Origin of the sequence: Desulfococcus sp. (assembly GCF_041737845.1) — a bacterium.
Taxonomy (GTDB): Bacteria; Desulfobacterota; Desulfobacteria; order Desulfobacterales; family Desulfococcaceae; genus Desulfococcus.
The window spans coordinates 1-15624 of record NZ_JBGSQX010000002.1; the positions used below are offsets into that span (position 1 = coordinate 1).

Annotated in this window: 16 protein-coding genes and 3 tRNA genes; 8 read left to right on the plus strand and 11 right to left on the minus strand. The window is 60.1% G+C overall.

The features are described 5' to 3' along the window. Nucleotides 1–556 precede the first annotated feature (556 nt). The 7 genes from ACEW8N_RS00020 to ACEW8N_RS00050 all read left to right on the plus strand — a co-directional run bounded on the left by ACEW8N_RS00020 (nucleotide 557) and on the right by ACEW8N_RS00050 (nucleotide 7008). Nucleotides 557–1087: a hypothetical protein gene (locus ACEW8N_RS00020; RefSeq protein ID WP_373497733.1), complete on the plus strand. Its 531-nt coding sequence runs from the start codon at nucleotides 557–559 to the stop codon at nucleotides 1085–1087. A 139-nt stretch (nucleotides 1088–1226) separates the two neighbouring features. Next, entirely contained in the window at nucleotides 1227–2390 is a 1164-nt protein-coding gene (locus ACEW8N_RS00025; RefSeq protein ID WP_373497734.1) for an ABC transporter substrate-binding protein, read from the plus strand. Between the two features lies 1 nt (nucleotide 2391). Next, the gene (locus ACEW8N_RS00030; RefSeq protein ID WP_373497735.1) at nucleotides 2392–3267 is read left to right on the plus strand and encodes a branched-chain amino acid ABC transporter permease; all 876 of its coding nucleotides are present in this window, start codon (nucleotides 2392–2394) and stop codon (nucleotides 3265–3267) included. Nucleotides 3268–3294: 27 nt separating this feature from the next. After that, nucleotides 3295–4251 (plus strand): branched-chain amino acid ABC transporter permease, encoded by a 957-nt coding sequence (locus ACEW8N_RS00035; RefSeq protein ID WP_373497736.1) that lies wholly within the window; start codon nucleotides 3295–3297, stop codon nucleotides 4249–4251. Next, the gene (locus ACEW8N_RS00040; RefSeq protein ID WP_373497737.1) at nucleotides 4241–5011 is read left to right on the plus strand and encodes an ABC transporter ATP-binding protein; all 771 of its coding nucleotides are present in this window, start codon (nucleotides 4241–4243) and stop codon (nucleotides 5009–5011) included. Before ACEW8N_RS00035 ends, ACEW8N_RS00040 begins: the two co-directional genes overlap by 11 nt. Before the next feature lie 4 nt (nucleotides 5012–5015). Then, the gene (locus ACEW8N_RS00045; protein ID WP_373497738.1) at nucleotides 5016–5759 is read left to right on the plus strand and encodes an ABC transporter ATP-binding protein; all 744 of its coding nucleotides are present in this window, start codon (nucleotides 5016–5018) and stop codon (nucleotides 5757–5759) included. Nucleotide 5760: 1 nt separating this feature from the next. Next, nucleotides 5761–7008, plus strand: a complete 1248-nt coding sequence (locus ACEW8N_RS00050; protein ID WP_373497739.1) for a phenylacetate--CoA ligase family protein — start codon at nucleotides 5761–5763, stop codon at nucleotides 7006–7008. Nucleotides 7009–7141: 133 nt separating this feature from the next. Here the strand turns inward: ACEW8N_RS00050 and ACEW8N_RS00055 are convergent, their stop codons facing one another. Then, nucleotides 7142–7432 carry a hypothetical protein gene (locus ACEW8N_RS00055; RefSeq protein WP_373497740.1) on the minus strand — a complete coding sequence of 97 codons (291 nt, stop codon included), beginning with the start codon at nucleotides 7430–7432 and terminating at the stop codon, nucleotides 7142–7144. An 80-nt stretch (nucleotides 7433–7512) separates the two neighbouring features. Between ACEW8N_RS00055 and ACEW8N_RS00060 the strand changes: the two genes are divergently transcribed. After that, nucleotides 7513–9903 (plus strand): ATPase, T2SS/T4P/T4SS family, encoded by a 2391-nt coding sequence (locus tag ACEW8N_RS00060; RefSeq protein WP_373497741.1) that lies wholly within the window; start codon nucleotides 7513–7515, stop codon nucleotides 9901–9903. Nucleotides 9904–9910: 7 nt separating this feature from the next. Here ACEW8N_RS00060 and ACEW8N_RS00065 read toward each other — a convergent pair whose 3' ends face one another. From ACEW8N_RS00065 to ACEW8N_RS00110, 10 genes are all read right to left on the minus strand, one after another. Next, the gene (locus ACEW8N_RS00065; protein ID WP_373497742.1) at nucleotides 9911–11740 is read right to left on the minus strand and encodes a M48 family metalloprotease; all 1830 of its coding nucleotides are present in this window, start codon (nucleotides 11738–11740) and stop codon (nucleotides 9911–9913) included. Between the two features lie 109 nt (nucleotides 11741–11849). Next, nucleotides 11850–11924: transfer RNA gene (locus ACEW8N_RS00070), tRNA-Gly, on the minus strand. 84 nt (nucleotides 11925–12008) lie between these two features. Then, nucleotides 12009–12083: transfer RNA gene (locus tag ACEW8N_RS00075), tRNA-Cys, on the minus strand. A 4-nt stretch (nucleotides 12084–12087) separates the two neighbouring features. Then, a tRNA-Gly gene (locus ACEW8N_RS00080) sits at nucleotides 12088–12162 on the minus strand. 52 nt (nucleotides 12163–12214) lie between these two features. Then, nucleotides 12215–12781 (minus strand): CDP-diacylglycerol--glycerol-3-phosphate 3-phosphatidyltransferase, encoded by a 567-nt coding sequence (gene pgsA, locus ACEW8N_RS00085; RefSeq protein WP_373497743.1) that lies wholly within the window; start codon nucleotides 12779–12781, stop codon nucleotides 12215–12217. Nucleotides 12782–12811: 30 nt separating this feature from the next. Further along, nucleotides 12812–13456: a fructose-6-phosphate aldolase gene (gene fsa / locus ACEW8N_RS00090; protein ID WP_373497744.1), complete on the minus strand. Its 645-nt coding sequence runs from the start codon at nucleotides 13454–13456 to the stop codon at nucleotides 12812–12814. Between the two features lie 6 nt (nucleotides 13457–13462). Then, entirely contained in the window at nucleotides 13463–13723 is a 261-nt protein-coding gene (locus ACEW8N_RS00095) for a hypothetical protein (protein ID WP_373497745.1), read from the minus strand. Further along, nucleotides 13720–14250 carry a 2-amino-4-hydroxy-6-hydroxymethyldihydropteridine diphosphokinase gene (folK, locus tag ACEW8N_RS00100; protein WP_373497746.1) on the minus strand — a complete coding sequence of 177 codons (531 nt, stop codon included), beginning with the start codon at nucleotides 14248–14250 and terminating at the stop codon, nucleotides 13720–13722. The genes ACEW8N_RS00095 and folK overlap by 4 nt, the downstream gene beginning before the upstream one ends. Continuing rightward, on the minus strand, nucleotides 14247–15140 hold the full coding sequence (dapF, locus tag ACEW8N_RS00105; RefSeq protein ID WP_373497747.1) for a diaminopimelate epimerase: 894 nt from the start codon (nucleotides 15138–15140) through the stop codon (nucleotides 14247–14249). The genes folK and dapF overlap by 4 nt, the downstream gene beginning before the upstream one ends. Nucleotides 15141–15193: 53 nt before the next feature. Then, nucleotides 15194–15622 carry a hypothetical protein gene (locus ACEW8N_RS00110; RefSeq protein ID WP_373497748.1) on the minus strand — a complete coding sequence of 143 codons (429 nt, stop codon included), beginning with the start codon at nucleotides 15620–15622 and terminating at the stop codon, nucleotides 15194–15196. Between the last annotated feature and the right edge of the window lie 2 nt (nucleotides 15623–15624).

A 15624-nucleotide genomic window follows, 5' to 3' on the forward strand; every position in this document is an offset into this window, starting at 1 on the left:
CCAAGGAGACCACCCAAAAGCCTTGATCTTTCCTGATATACCCGGACTCTCAAGGCCTCCGCACAAAACCCGAATGACATCCCCGCATCAAAAAGACCCAAAGGTACTGCCGATGGTCCAATATGAAGGTACATCGTGACAATCACCAAATAATATAGATTGATATCTTGACCAGGAGGTTCAACTATTCCTGCCCGTCGATCCCATGAGGTATCTGGGCCTAGAGGACAATACAAGCGGTTCTGCTTATCATCCTGAACCGGGTGACTGATCACAAGATTTCGGAAAAGGATATGTTTCCGCGGGTTCAACGAAACATTTTACCGGTAAACAAGGTCTTATGATAGTTGGCAGTTTATCCGGCCTCAAGGAGTAAAATCCACTTTAAGCTTGATCTGTCAGGATAAATTCCTCTATAGTGAGGGGGAATATTTTTTAAAAGAGCCACGTAAGTTCCGGCTGGAATCTTTGCCGGACCCGGCCAGGAGTGTGGCGCCGGGACTATTCAAACCGGGCGGTGAGACCACCCGAGAACTCATTGAGGTGACTTGTGATCATGCACGTATCCCGCCGCAACTACGGCGTCTGCCTGCTGTCCCTGTTCCTGGCCCTAGCCCTGGTGGGCGCCGGCTGGGCCCAAACCGCAACCCCCACTACACCTGCCCCTGCAAACTCCTACCGCCAGGCGGTGGAGCACCTGGAACAGGCGGATCAGGAATTAACGGCCGGAAATCTTTCTTCGGCCCTGTCCCTGGTGAAACAGTCCAACGCATTATTTACGAGCCTTCAGAAGGAAAGCGCCGCCAAACTGGCGGAGCGCGAGCTTTCCTCCCAAGAAAGCCAGCAGCTGGCCATCAACCAAAAACTGGCTACCGAGGCCCAGGGCAAGGCGGATGAGTTGCTCAAGACCGCCGCCGCCAAGAAGAAGGAAGCCGCAGAGCTGAGAGCCAAGGGACCGGCAGAGGCGGGAGACGCAGCCGAACGTGAGTCCAGAGATCAATATCTTCAGGTACAAAATCTCTCCATCAAGTCGGCAATTTATGCCCTGCGCAATCAGCAGATAATCTTCCGGTTCCTGGGGCCCTGAGGCCGTGATGCGGACCGCCTTCACCGGGTCCGGGCCTCGAACCCGAGGCAATAATTGCACCCAAAGCGATTTTTGAGTTGACATCATGGCCTAAACTAGACCATCAATGATGGCATATTTTATGAGGAGGGAAGAAATTATGATCCGAGTTCTGTCAAGGGTTCTCGTGGCCGCGGCCATGGCCATGCTGGTGGCGGGCGGCGCCCAGGCTGCGGACCAAAAGCAACCCATCAAGATAGGGGCCATGTTCGCCCTGTCGGGGCCGGCGGCCCATATCGGCACCCCCACCAAGCTGGTGGCGGAGATGGCGGTGGCCCAGATCAATAAGGCCGGCGGCATCAACGGCAGGCCCCTGGAACTGATTATCGGCGACACCGAAAGCGACCCGGCCAAGGCCGCCACCATCGCCAAGAAATTCATCCACTCCGACAAGGTGGCGGCTATCATCGGGCCCACCACCACGGGCGCCGGGATGCAGGTTAAGAAGATTGTCGAGGAAGCCGGGGTTCCCACCTTTATGTGCGTGGGCGGCGACCCGGTGATCATGGGCGGGAAATTCGGCCCCTTCACCAATGTGTTCAAATCCCCCCAACGCTCTTCCGTGGCGGTGAAGGCGCTGTTCACCTACCTGAAAGAGAAGAAGATCACCAAGCTGGGGCTGCTCTACGCCTCGGACAGCTTCGGCAAAGATGGGGCCTCCTGGCTGGAGAAAATGGCCCCGGATTACGGCATCACCTTTGTGGCCAAGGAGTCCTTCGGCCCCAAGGACACCGACATGACCGCCCAGCTCACCAAGATCAAAAGCGCCGGGCCCGATGCCGTGATCTGCTGGGGAACGAACCCAGGCCCCGCGGTGGTCAGCAAGAACGCCCAGCAGTTGGGACTCTCCATCCCCCTCTACCAGAGCCACGGGGTGGCCTCCCCCAAATTCATCGAGCTGGCGGGGGACAGCGCGGAAGGGACCCTCCTGCCCACCGGAAAGATCCTGGTCCATGACCTCCTGCCCGACGCCGATCCCCAGAAGGCCGTCCTCGCCGACTATGCCAAAAACTACACCGCCGCCTTCAAGCAGCCCGTGTCCGGCTTCGGCGGATACGCCTACGACGCCGTCCATATCCTGGCCAAGGCCCTCAAAGGGACCGGCGGCGACAAGGAGAAGCTGCGGAAAAACATCGAATCCATCAAGGGCCATGTGGGGGTGTCCGGCGTGTTCAGTTTCAGCCCGGAGGAGCACAACGGCCTTGCCCCCGATGCCTTCGTGATGGTCCGAATCCAGAAAGGCGCCTGGGAGCTGGTCAAATAAGGTGGACGAACTCGCGCAGTATCTCTTTTCAGGCCTGACCAACGGCGCCATCTATGCGGTGATCGCCATTGGATTCTCCATGCTCTTCAGCGCGACGGAACTGATCAACTTCGCCCACGGGGAATTTGTCATGCTGGGCGCCCTGGGGCTGGTGACGCTGTGGGGAGGGCTGCACCTCCCCCTTCCCGCAGCCTTTGTCCTGACGGTCGCGGGCGTCGCCTGCGCGGGGTTCCTCTTCGAACGCATCGCCATCCGGACCGTAAAAAAGCCCCACCCCATCGTGCTGGTCATCATCACGGTGGGGGCGTCCATCTTTCTCCGGGGCGCGGCCATGATGATCTGGGGAAAAGACGCCTACAGCGTCCCCCCCTTTTCCGGCCATCTCCCCTTTGACCTGGCCGGCGCAAAGCTTTTGCCTCAGAGCGTCTGGATCCTCGTCATCGCCTTTCTGCTGGCTCTTGGCCTCTTCTATTTCTACCGGAAGACCCTCACGGGGAAAGCCATGCAGGCGACGGCCATCAACAAGCGGGCGGCATGGCTTTCGGGCATTCCGTCCGAGAGGATGGTTCTCCTGGCCTTTGTCATGAGCACGGGCCTCGGGGCCACGGCGGGCGTGATCATCGCCCCCATCACCATGTGCGGGTACGACATGGGGACCATGCTCGGCCTCAAGGGCTTCTGCGCGGCCATGCTGGGCGGCATCGGCAGTCTGTGGGGGGCCCTTGCGGGAGGCTTCCTCCTGGGGCTCGTCGAGGCCCTGGGGGTGGGGTATATCTCCTCCGCCGCCAAGGACGGCATCGCCTTCATTCTGCTGCTGCTCATCCTTTACATCCGGCCCGGCGGGCTCTTCGGGGCCGCCGACGCCTCGCGCTTCTGACCGGCCGCGGCAGCCATGGCGGAGATCATGACACCCTCGTTTCGAAAAGGCACCGTTTATGCCTTCGCCTGCCTCTCGGTGGCCGCCGCAGGCCTTGCCGTCACCAACCCCTATCACCTCCAGGTGCTGACCTTCATCGGCATCAACGCGCTTCTGGCCTTGGGCCTCAACCTGCTCATGGGATACGCCGGTCAGATTTCCCTGGGGCATGCTGCCTTCTTCGGCATCGGCGCCTACACCACGGCCATCCTGACCGCTACCTACGGGCTCTCTCCCTGGATCTCCCTTCCGCTCGCCGTGGCGGCCGCGGCGGCGGTCGCTTTTCTGGTGGGGATGCCGACCCTGAAGCTGTCCGGGTATTATCTGGGAATGGGAACCCTTGGGTTCGGCATGATCGCCTTTATCGTATTTCGGGAATGGGACACGATGACGGGCGGGGCCTCCGGGTTCGTCGGCATCCCGCCCCTCGCCGTCGGCCCCGTAATCCTCACCGCCGGAAAAAACTGTTTCTACCTGGTCTGGGGCGTCCTTCTCCTGACGATCCTCGTCTGCCGCCGCATCATCGATTCCCGAACGGGCCGGGCCCTCCGGGCCATCCACGACAGCGAAAAGGCGGCCCGGGCCGTCGGCGTCCCCACCATGCACCTCAAGCTGCAGATCTTTGTCTTCAGCGCGGGCGTCGCGGCCCTGGCGGGGTTTCTCTATGCCCACTACGTCAGCTTCATCAGCCCGGGGAGCTTCGATTTTCTCATGTCGGTCCGGATGGTGACCATGGTGGTCATCGGCGGCATGGCCAGCATCTGGGGGGCGCTCCTGGGCGCGTCCCTCCTGACCCTCCTGCCCGAGTGGCTCCACGCGTTTTCCGATCTCGAGATGGTCGTCTACGGACTGATCATGATGGGCGTCATGATCGTCATGCCCCAGGGGCTGACCCGCGGCATCCTGGACATCTGGGGGCGCATGAGGAAAAAGCATGACCGATAAGCCGACACTCCTTCGGATCCGGTCGGTCTCCAAGGCCTTCGGGGGCGTTCGAGCCCTTTCCGCCGTCTCCGTCGAATTCGACGCCGGCCTCATCATAGGGCTCATCGGCCCCAACGGCGCCGGGAAAACCACCCTCTTCAACGTCATCAGCGGCGCCTATATTCCGGATTCCGGCGAGATCTTCCTCGAAGGCGCCCCCATCCTCGGGAAGCGGGTTCAGGATATCGTCCGCCTGGGGATCGCCCGGACCTTTCAAAACGTCGAGCTTTTCGAGAGCATGTCCGTCATCGAAAACGTCATGGTCGGACGCCACGTGAGGACCCGGAGCGGCTTCTGGGGCGCCGTGACCCGAATGCCGTCCATCCGGCGGGAGGAGACGGCTCTTCGGGAGTGCGCCCGGGAGCTGCTCGACTTCGTGGGGCTCTCGGCCCAGGCCGACCAGCGGAGCGGCGACCTCCCCTTCGGCTGGCAGCGCCTTTTAGAGATCGCCCGGGCCCTGTCCTCGGACCCCAAACTGCTGCTTCTGGACGAACCGGCGGCGGGCCTCAACGCCGTGGAAACCCACAGCCTCGGGGAACTCATCCGGAAGATCCGGGACCGCGGCGTCACGGTCATGCTGGTGGAGCACGACATGAGCCTGACCATGAGCGTCTGCGACCGGATCATCGTCCTCGACCAGGGAGGGAAGCTGGCGGAGGGCACCCCCCGGGAAATCCAGGCCAACACGTCAGTCATGGCCGCCTATCTCGGCAACGGGTGATTTTATGCTGCACGTCAAGAACCTCAGGTGCTACTACGGCAGGATCATGGCCATCAAGGGCGTCAGCATTTCGGTGCGCCGTGGCGAACTCATCACCCTCATCGGGGCCAACGGCTCCGGCAAGAGCACGCTCCTGATGTCCATCTGCGGGCTGCTCTCCACCTGGAAGGGGGAGATCGTTTTCGAGGAGGCCTCCCTCAAGGGGATGGACCCCCCGGCCATCGTCCGGAAGGGGATCAGCCTGGTGCCCGAGGGCCGGCAGATCTTCGCGCCCATGAGCGTTCTCGACAACCTGAAGCTGGGCGCCTACACCCGATACCGCAGGAAGGAGCACCGGGAGATCGAACGGGACCTGGCGGAGATCATCGACCTGTTCCCGATCCTGGGGGAACGCGCGGGGCAGCCGGCCGGAACCCTTTCGGGCGGGGAGCAGCAGATGCTGGCCATCGGCCGGGCCCTCATGGCGAGGCCCCGGCTCCTGGCCCTGGACGAACCCTCCATGGGCCTTGCCCCGCTGATGGTGGAAAAGATCCTTGATATCCTGGTCCGGCTCAAGGCCGACGGGCTGACCATCCTCCTGGTCGAACAGAACGCCCGGGCCGCCCTCAAAATCGCCGATCGCGGCTATGTTCTGGAGACCGGAAAGGTCGTGCTCCAGGGTACCGGCTTCGATCTGCTCTCGGACGTGGAGGTCAAACGGGCCTATCTGGGCAAAGACTACGAAGAATTTTATGAAGGGAGGGGATAATATGCTGAATCTTGCCCCCGGAGAACGGGAACAGCTTCAACTCGAACGGCTTCAGGCCACCCTCAACCGGGCCTACCGGAATGTGCCTTTCCACCGGAACCGCCAGAACGAGGTGGCGCGGAGAAATGGAAAAGACCCCTCCATCATCGAGCGGGTGGCGGATATCGCCGTTCTTCCCTTCATGGAGCGGAGCCACCTGGGCGAACATTATCCCTACGGCCTTTTCGCCGTGCCCCTCAAGGACATCGTCCGCATCCACACGGCGCCCGGAACCACGCGGCATCCCACGGTCACGGGCTACACGCGGCAGGATCTCCGCATCTGGCGGGAGATGGTCGGCCGGGCCTTCACGGCCGCGGGGATCGGCTCCGAGGACATCCTCCAGATCGACCTCGACCCCGGGCTGGCCAACTGGGGTCGGGATTACAAGGACGGCGCCGAGGCACTGGACGTGGCCGTCATCCCCAACACGCCCCTGTCCCCCAATAAGCACCTCATGGTGCTGCGGGACTACAAGACATCGGCCATGGTGACGACGCCGTCGCGGGCCGTCCAGTTGACCGAACTGATGTTCAGGGCCGAAATCAACCCCACCGCCCTCAACCTCAAGCGCCTGATCCTGGTGGGGGAGCCCGCTGCACAGGAAACGCGTCGGCACCTCGAGCGCCGGCTTCACGTGGAGACCTGGCATCATTTCGGGCTGAGCGAAGTCCCGGGGCCGGCCATCGCCTACGAATGCCAGGCTCACCAGGGGCTTCATATCAACGAAGACCATTTCTTCCCGGAGATCGTGAATCCGGACACCGGTGACGTGCTGCCCCCGGGAGAGACGGGGGAGCTGGTCCTGACCACATTGACGACCCGGGCGTTTCCCCTCATCCGCTTCCGGACCGGGGAAAGGGCCCGCTTCATCCATGAGCCGTGCGGCTGCGGAACGCCGTCTCTCCGGATGGAATGGTTCGAACAGCGGACCGACGACATCCTCAACATCAACGGCGTCAAGGTGCACCAGAGCCAGATCAACCGGCAGATTGAGGCGACGCTCTCCTTCGTTCCGAAATACCGGTCCGGGGTCCTGGAGGCGGAGGGTGAAAAAAAGCACCTGGGGATTTCCATCGCCATGGACAACAGGCTGTTTTCAGATGAAATCAAGGTCCTCGAAAAAAGAATCCGCCTGCTGGAAAGCGACCTATCCGAAAACCTGGGCGTGCCGGTGCGGGTCAAACTGGTGGAAGCCGCCCTCCTTTGAAGACGCCCGGCCCCATGCCGGTGCAGGTTCCGTTTCCGGGTCAAAAGGGTTCATTTTTTTATCGCTTATTATTTGACACACATCCTCAAAGCGGTTATAATCCGCCAGACTTATAACTTTTTATATACTCTATTCATTTGTTTATCAAACGATCGCCGGCGTTTGTGCAGGTACGAGACACCTCTGCCGGGATCTGCGGCATGACACCATGACAAAAGAAAAAATCTTGTATCACACGGTTTGGGGTGCCCTGCTGGTGATCATGGGCATCGGCGTTTTTTTCCGGATCCCTCAGGTGATGCCGCGGATCGAACAGATTGAATATTTCTCCTCCATCATCTGGTTTGTGAAATTCAGCTTCTATCTTATCGGGATGCTGCTCATCGGCGGCGGAATTAAAAAGCTCATTCACTGCTATCATCACTTTACGGACAACGCTTCATCCTGACCATCTCTCAAGCCGGAACCATTTCAGATGACGCTCACAAGGTTGGAAGAAAAGATATGGCAAAAGCGACACCGACACACATCAAGGTAGAACTTCCCGTCAGCCACCTGACAGTCGATACCGCCCGTTCAAAGGACATGAGCAAGGCGATCGTCGCCCATCCCCAGGGCATTAAGCCCGGCGCCAGCCCCGAGGTTGCCTTCAGAATCAAATTCCAGATCATCAGCAACAAGATCCAGACAGCGCCCAATCTGGATCAGGCCCTCAACAACCTCAAGGGTGAGATCGTCGATTTGTTCGAATCCGAACGAATCACCATTTATGTCATCGACGGCGTCAAGCGCGAACTGGTTTCACGGGTCGTCGCCGGAAAAAACATCCACGACATCCGGGTGCCGGTGACGGTCACGAGCATCGCCGGGTACGCGACCTACAAGCAGTGCCTGGTCAACATCAAGGATGCCTACGATGAAGACGAACTGAAGGCCATCGACCCGAATCTCACCTTTGACAAAAGCTGGGATCAAAAGTCCGGCTTCGTTACGCGCCAGGTAATGGTCTGCCCCATCCATTTCCACAAATACCTGCTGGGCGCCATTCAGCTCGTCAACCGGAAAGACAGCCAGCCGTACTCGAAGATGGACGAGCATTTTATCCGGGAACTCGCCAAGATTCTCGGCATCGCCATGTACAACCTCAAGCGGACGGCGCGTCAGGCCAGCAGCAAATTCAACTATCTGCTGCAGAATAACCTCCTGTCGCAACAGGACCTCAAGAACGCCATCATCGAGGCCAAAAAGCGGCGGGAATCTATTGAAAGCTATCTCATCGGAGTGCTCAAAATACCGAAAAAAGAGGTCATCGAGTCCCTTTCCAAATATTATGAGGTTCCGGGCGTCCTCTACGACGCCAACTGGCCGATTCCGGGCAACCTCATGCGGAAGGGGAAAGAATCCTTCATGAGGAAAAATCTCTGGGTCCCGCTGGAGAGCGACGGCGGAAAGGTCGTGATCGCCGTCGACAACCCCCAGGACATCCAGAAGATCGATCTGATCAAGCCGCTCTATCCCAATACCAAGCTCGACTTCCGGGTGGCCCTGCCCGTGGATATCATCGACTTCATCAAACGGTTCTCCTTCGAGGAGGTCCGGAATGTCGGGGATATCGACGATATTCTTCATGAACTGCAGCGGGAGGCGGACCGCGACGACGATAACGAAGAAGAATTCGACGAATCCGACAGCGCCGTCGTCAAGCTGGTGAACAAGGTGATCCAGGACGCCTTCGCCCGGAAGGCGTCGGATATCCACATCGAACCCTATCCCGGAAAACAGAACACTCTGGTGAGAATCCGCATCGACGGCGCCTGTTCGGTCTACCAGACCATCCCCTACAACTACAAGCGGGCCGTCGTCTCCCGAATCAAGATCATGGCCGGCCTGGATATCGCCGAGCGACGAATGCCCCAGGACGGCAAGATCCAGTTCAAGAAATACGGCGGACTCGACATCGAACTCCGCGTTGCCACCATCCCGACCCAGGGCGGTCTGGAAGACATCGTCATGCGTATTCTGAACGCCGGAGAACCGATCCCCCTGGCCAACATGGGATTTTCCGAGCAGAATTTCAACCGGTTTGTAAACCTCATCACACAGCCCTACGGCATCATCTACGTCTGCGGCCCCACCGGTTCCGGTAAAACCACGACGCTTCATTCAGCCCTAGCCTACATCAACAAGACGGAAACCAAGATATGGACCGCCGAGGATCCCGTTGAAATCACTCAGAAAGGGCTCCGGCAGGTCCAGGTCCACCCCAAGATCGGCTTCAACTTCGCCACGGCCATGCGCGCCTTTCTCCGCGCCGACCCGGATGTCATCATGGTCGGCGAGATGCGCGACAAGGAAACGACGGCCATCGGCATCGAGGCCTCCCTCACCGGGCACCTGGTCCTCTCGACCCTGCACACCAACAGCGCGCCCGAAAGCATCACCCGTCTCCTGGACATGGGGATGGACCCGTTCAATTTCGCAGATGCCATCCTGGGCATCCTCGCCCAGCGTCTCGTCCGGACCCTCTGCAAGAACTGCAAGAAAAAATATCACCCGACCCGCGAGGATCATGCCCACCTGATCGAGCGATACGGCAAGACCGAGTTTGAAGATGATTTTCCGGATCTGCTGACCTATCGCGAGGATCTTCTGCTGAACGAGGCCGGCGGGTGCGCGGCCTGCGGCCAGACCGGATACGCCGGCCGGATGGGCATCCACGAACTGCTCGTCGCCACGGAGGATTCCAAACGGATGATTCAGATGCAGGCCCGCCTCGAGGAATTGAAGGACCAGGCCATCAAGGACGGCATGCGGACGCTGGAGCAGGACGGCATTCAGAAGATCTTCGGCGGATTTACCGACATCAAGCAGGTCAGAAAGGTCTGCGTGGCCTGACCCGCTTTCAGCCTTTTCCGGCGGCCTCTCGAAATTTTTTGAGTTGACCTTCGAAATAGGACCGATCGGCGGTAGCCGCCTCGTAAGCCCGAAGGCCGGCGCTTACGGCGTCGTCAAACCTGCCGTTGACAAAGTAGCTCTCCGCCAGCGTGTCCAGAATGTGGGGAGCGCTGGACAGCGACAACGCTTTTTGCGCCAGCTCAAGGGCCCTTTCCGGTGACCTGAGCCCGGCTTCCTCGCAGGTGGCGTAGAGCCAGGCCAGGTTGTTGAATATCTCGGGGCCTTCCGCGCCCAGGAGGATCGCCTTTTCATAGGCTTCCACCGCACCGGCGTATTCATTTCTGCTGTAGTAGAGATCCCCCAGGAGCCCGAAGAGCTCGGGCGAATCCGGCTTCTCCCGGATCTCCCGCTCAATGACCGTCTCAAACAGATTGGCGTTCAGCCGCCTGCCCGTCTCCCCGAAATTGAGGGAATAGCCGATCACGGCCACGAGCGCCATACCGATCCCGTACAAGACGATGCTGCGCCTGACCTTCCGGTCGTGACGCAGGACCCACCCCCGGTCCTGCTCGCTCTGGATCAGGTATTTCACCCGCTGGGCGATGCTGAAATGATGCCAGTTGGGCTTGTCCGGGGCCTGTCCGGTGGTCAGGACAATCTTCTCAAAGGTGGATATCAGGGGGCCTGCGCTGTTAAAGAGCGTATAGACGTAGCAATCGGCCTGGCGCTCGAAATTCCGCATGAAATACCCGAAAATATACCTGAAATAGATCAGGAAAACGACGATGGTCACCAGGGTGATCAGGGTCGACGCCACCATCGTGTGGCTCAGGCCCGACTGGATCACTACGCGGTAGAGCGGCTCGGTATAGATGATGGCATAGACGATCAGGTCGAAGACCGCATAGGAGAAGAGTATATAGCCCACGAAGAAAAAGAGGTAGAACAGGATGTGGTTCCGCTTGACGTGCCCGATCTCATGGGCGATCACGGCGTCCACCTCCTCCGGCCCGAGCAGACTGAGCAGCGCGTCCGTGACAAGGATGTAGCGATACCGCCGGACGAGGCCCATCACCCCGGCCGTGATCATGCGGCCTTCGAAGATGGGCCAGGTCAGGATGTCTCTGTAGGCCAGATCGGCCCGCCGGCAGAGGGCCTCGATGCGGCTTCTGTGGATTCCCGCCGGAAGGGGTCTGCATCCCCAAAATTTCTGGATCATCAGGGGGCCGATCACCGCCACGACCATCAGAAAAAGGAAGAAATAGATCACCTCCCCCTCGGGGGTCGACAGCAGACGCTTGAGGGACGCAAAGGGGAGCAGTTGGATCAGGTCGGCGCATCCGGACAACACCACCCAGGGCAGCAGCACGGGCAGGGAGATCGCAATATTCGACGCCGCGTAGCTCGACCGCTTCAGGCGGGTGCCGTAGAGGCCCTGGTAGGCATCGAAGGCCAGGCTCCACAGGACGGCCAGGTATGCGACGAAAAGGGCGATGAAAACAAGAGCCTGGACGGTGGGAAACATGGAGACATAGGGCGCTTTCCGGACGATCTCCACCAGGTTCAGAAGGTAGATGTCGACGGCGAACAGGACGATCGCCAGAATCGACTGGCGGGTCACCGTGCGGTGAAACAGGGGGTCGAGTTGGTGGAAGTTCCCCGTGGAGATGCGCGCTTCGATCTTCTTGAACAGGATGCGGGTAAGGAAGGCATAGCCTGCAAAGAGGCCGCAGAAAAGCGACAGGGATTCCGGGACGGAGAACCCCGGGTCATCCGAGGGCTGATACGTCGTGTAGATCAGCAGAACAACGATAAAATAGATGAAATTGCCGAACATGGTTTCAAGGCCTCTCGAGGGGAATCGGAGGACGATCTTTCCGCATTCTCAAACACGTCGCCGCCCAAAAACAAAACCCCGACCGCATGGCCGGGGATGTTTGCAGGATTGGAGCGGGAAACGGGATTTGAACCCGCGACTTCGACCTTGGCAAGGTCGCACTCTACCACTGAGTTATTCCCGCTTGGGAACGATAATAACCTGCCGCAATGAAAACTTGCAGCGATGAAAAATAGACGCGTATTCCGCCATTCATGATTGAAAAGATTGGAGGCGGCAACCAGATTCGAACTGGTGAATGGTGGTTTTGCAGACCACTGCCTTACCACTTGGCTATGCCGCCCTGCTGGAGCGGGAAACGGGATTTGAACCCGCGACTTCGACCTTGGCAAGGTCGCACTCTACCACTGAGTTATTCCCGCTCGAACGGATAACGCTTATAACGAGTTATCTTATTGCTGTCAATAGAAAAGATCAGAGATCGATCAGTTTTCTGAAGGTGACGAAATAATCGACCCCCGACCAGATGGTGAAGACCAAAGCCCCCCAGAGGAAGAAAAGACCGATGGCGTGAAAGTTGAGACCGAGATATGGGTAATGGATCAGCAGGCAGATGATGGCCGCGATCTGAAACCCTGTTTTGTATTTTCCCAGCCACGAGGCGGAGATATCCTGCCCGCTTTCGATCACCACCACCCGGAGGCCCGTGATGGCCAGTTCCCTGCCGATGATCACGCAGACCACCCAGGCCGGGATCCAGCCCAGGGAGGTCAGCATGACGAGGGAGGAAGAGATCAGGAGTTTGTCGGCCACCGGATCCATCACCTTGCCGAAATTGGAAATCATCCCCCATCGCCTCGCAAAATATCCGTCCAGATAGTCCGAGATGGCCGCCGCGCTGAAGAGCAGCATCGCCAGGAGGGTCGTGAAACGGTTGGGGAACAACAGCAGGATCACCACGCCCGGCGCGGCAATGATTCGGAACAACGTCAAGAAATTGGGATTTTTCAACACCCGACCCGCTTTTTCCCATCGTGTCATGCTGTTCTGTTCCCCGGCAGGAAATGCCCGTTATTTTTTCCGCTTGTTCCAGTCATCGAGAAAGGACTGGATCCCCTTGTCGGTCATGGGATGGGCCGCGAGCTTGCCCAGGACGCTGAACGGGAGGGTCGCGATATGGGCGCCCATGAGCGCGCTCTCCAGCACGTGGATCGGGTTGCGCACGCTTGCGACGATGACCTCGGCATCATAGCCGTAGTTGTCGAAGATATCGATGATCTGCTCCACCAGCACCATGCCGTCCTGGGCCAGATCGTCCAGCCGGCCCACAAAGGGGCTGACGTAGGCGGCGCCGGCCTTTGCCGCCATGAGCGCCTGGAGCGGCGAGAAGATGAGGGTGACGTTGGTCCGGATGCCCTCATCCGCCAGGGCGCGCACCGCCTTGAGGCCGTCCACGGTCATGGGGATCTTGACGACGATGTTCTTATGGATTTTGGCGAGATCGCGGGCCTCGGCAATCATGCCGCCGGCGTCGAGGGCGATGACCTCGGCGCTGATGGGGCCGTCGACGATCCCGCAGATCTCCCGGATGATGTCTGTAAAATCACGGCCTTCCTTGGCGATGAGGGACGGATTGGTCGTGACGCCGTCCACCATGCCCATGCTGCTGGCCTCTCTTATTTCAGCGACGTTGGCCGTGTCGATAAAAAACTTCATTACGAATTATCCTCCTGTTGATGTTTTGGAATGCAAAGCGGCAAAATCGTCCCGGCATTTCGGGCTGCAGAAGAGCAGTTCTTGTCCGTCCATGCTGAGGGGAATCCCCTCCCGTCTCGGGAAATAGGTCTCGCAGTAAGGGTCCTGCACCATGACGTCTTCTAGGGCCTTCTCATCGGCATGCCTGCCGGCAACGCTTTTGGACCAGCTCTGGTACTTCCGGTACAGGAAATAGATCAATCCGGCGATGATCAGGAATCGGATCACGGCAGCGGCGCTCCTCCAGGGTCGTCATAGGGAAAGATCTCCTGGCCTTCGTCATCGAGATGGTCGAGAAGATATCGGACATGCCTGCGGAAAACGGGGTGCACGATGGCCGGATCTATATCACAAAGCGGCTGCAATACAAAGCGTCTTTTGTGCATCCGGGGATGGGGGACGGTCAGCTCCGGCGTGTCGATGATCCGGTCGTCGAAGAAGAGGATATCCATGTCGAGGGTTCTCGGCCCGAAACGGACGCCCGTCCGATCCCGTCCCGCCCCGCGCTCGATGGCGCCGATCAGGGTCAGAAGGGCAAAGGGATCCAGTAGGGTGTGGATGCGCACGACCGCGTTGACGAACCACTCCTGGTCCGTGTAGTCCACCGGCTCGGTGCGGTAGAACGGCGACCGGCCGGTGATGACCGTCCGGCGGTCCGCCGCGAGTCCTGCGATCCCCATCCGGCAGTACATGGCCTTGTCGCCGATGTTGGACCCGAGGGAGATGAAGGCGGTAAATCCCCCGTCAACCGTCATTGACTGAAATTTCCGGAATCATGATTTAGGTTGCCGGCGTTTTCCGGGATGCCCTCTTCCGCCGACCAGTTCCATGCATCCTCCCAGAGTTCCCCGGTGCAGATGATCCGGGCGTTCCCTTCCAGAAAGACGCGGTGGAAGCGGTCCCCCGTCCGCTCAAAATAGACCGTGAGCGTCTCGCCGCTTTTGGGCACCACGGTAACGGGCGACGCCATGCCCTCCCGGCCGGCCATGAGCAGGGCGGCCGCGACCGATCCGGTGCCGCAGGCCAGAGTCTCCCCCTCCACGCCCCGCTCGTAGGTGCGGTTGAAGATCCGGCCGTCCCGGCCGACGGCGGTAAAATTGACGTTGGCGCCCGCCGGCGCAAAGGCCGGGTGGTACCGCAGCTCCCGCCCCAGGCCCAGGACATTCGCCTGGCCGACGTCCGCCACCGCCACCACCAGGTGGGGAACCCCGGTGTCGATGCGGGAGAGGGTGACGGGCCCGCGGGTGGTTTCAATGCGCATTCCCGATTCCATCCCCCGGGGATCGGTCATCCGGATTTTCACCCGGTCGCCGCTGACGTGGGCCGCAATCCCCCCCGCGCCGGTGTCGAAGGTCATGTCATGGCCCGCGATGCCGTTGAGGTGGGCAAACCGGGCCACGCAGCGGGCGCCGTTGCCGCACATGTCGGCCCGGCTGCCGTCCGAATTGAAGAAGTGCCACTTGAAATCCGCCGTGGGAGATTGATCCACGACCACGAAGCCGTCGGCGCCCAGGGACATGTTCCGGGCGCAGATACGTCTGGCCAGGCCCGGGAAATCCTCCTCCCGGAGCGCCTGCCGACGGTTGTCAACGATGATGAAATCGTTCCCGCTGCCGCACATCTTGAAAAAGGGTATCTTTGTCATGGTCTCCGACCGATCTGGTTTCGCCGCAGCCGGGAAGGCCGCCGGCCGATGCGTCAATACGCCGCGGAAAAGGTGTTGGAGTCCTCGCCCGCCGCCCCGAACACGTCGAAGGCGCGCAGCTTGTACCGGTATCGATACCCCTTTTCCACGGGCTCCGAAAACGTCATCCGCCCCGCCTGCCGGTCCGACGGCGTCACGGAGACCTGGGTCACCTGCTCAAAGATCAGGGGGCAGTCCCGGCATTCCGCCTCTGAAAGGGGGGTTTTTGACCGGTAGACGGCAAACCCCGCGGCCTCGCCGGCATCTTTCCCCGCCGCAGGGATTGCCCACGCGAGCTGAACGGCGTCTCCCGCCATGACGCCTTCAAGATCGCGGACCGCGGCGGGCGGCCTGCGCTCGGGCGGCAGGGGAGGCGCCTTGATCCCGCACCCCGCCAGAATGCACCCCGCCATCAGGAGGCTCCATATCCGCAGGGGCATCATCG

What these genes read in the sequence shown, in the direction of transcription:
- ACEW8N_RS00040 (WP_373497737.1), top strand. Translation starts at nt 4,241, where the DNA reads ATGACCGATAAGCCGACACTCCTTCGGATCCGGTCGGTCTCCAAGGCC.
- ACEW8N_RS00035 (WP_373497736.1), top strand. Translation starts at nt 3,295, where the DNA reads ATGACACCCTCGTTTCGAAAAGGCACCGTTTATGCCTTCGCCTGCCTC.
- ACEW8N_RS00110 (WP_373497748.1), bottom strand. Translation starts at nt 15,622, where the DNA reads ATGATGCCCCTGCGGATATGGAGCCTCCTGATGGCGGGGTGCATTCTG.
- ACEW8N_RS00045 (WP_373497738.1), top strand. Translation starts at nt 5,016, where the DNA reads ATGCTGCACGTCAAGAACCTCAGGTGCTACTACGGCAGGATCATGGCC.
- ACEW8N_RS00060 (WP_373497741.1), top strand. Translation starts at nt 7,513, where the DNA reads ATGGCAAAAGCGACACCGACACACATCAAGGTAGAACTTCCCGTCAGC.
- ACEW8N_RS00020 (WP_373497733.1), top strand. Translation starts at nt 557, where the DNA reads ATGCACGTATCCCGCCGCAACTACGGCGTCTGCCTGCTGTCCCTGTTC.
- ACEW8N_RS00065 (WP_373497742.1), bottom strand. Translation starts at nt 11,740, where the DNA reads ATGTTCGGCAATTTCATCTATTTTATCGTTGTTCTGCTGATCTACACG.
- ACEW8N_RS00050 (WP_373497739.1), top strand. Translation starts at nt 5,761, where the DNA reads ATGCTGAATCTTGCCCCCGGAGAACGGGAACAGCTTCAACTCGAACGG.
- dapF (WP_373497747.1), bottom strand. Translation starts at nt 15,140, where the DNA reads ATGACAAAGATACCCTTTTTCAAGATGTGCGGCAGCGGGAACGATTTC.
- fsa (WP_373497744.1), bottom strand. Translation starts at nt 13,456, where the DNA reads ATGAAGTTTTTTATCGACACGGCCAACGTCGCTGAAATAAGAGAGGCC.
- folK (WP_373497746.1), bottom strand. Translation starts at nt 14,250, where the DNA reads ATGACGGTTGACGGGGGATTTACCGCCTTCATCTCCCTCGGGTCCAAC.
- ACEW8N_RS00025 (WP_373497734.1), top strand. Translation starts at nt 1,227, where the DNA reads ATGATCCGAGTTCTGTCAAGGGTTCTCGTGGCCGCGGCCATGGCCATG.
- pgsA (WP_373497743.1), bottom strand. Translation starts at nt 12,781, where the DNA reads ATGACACGATGGGAAAAAGCGGGTCGGGTGTTGAAAAATCCCAATTTC.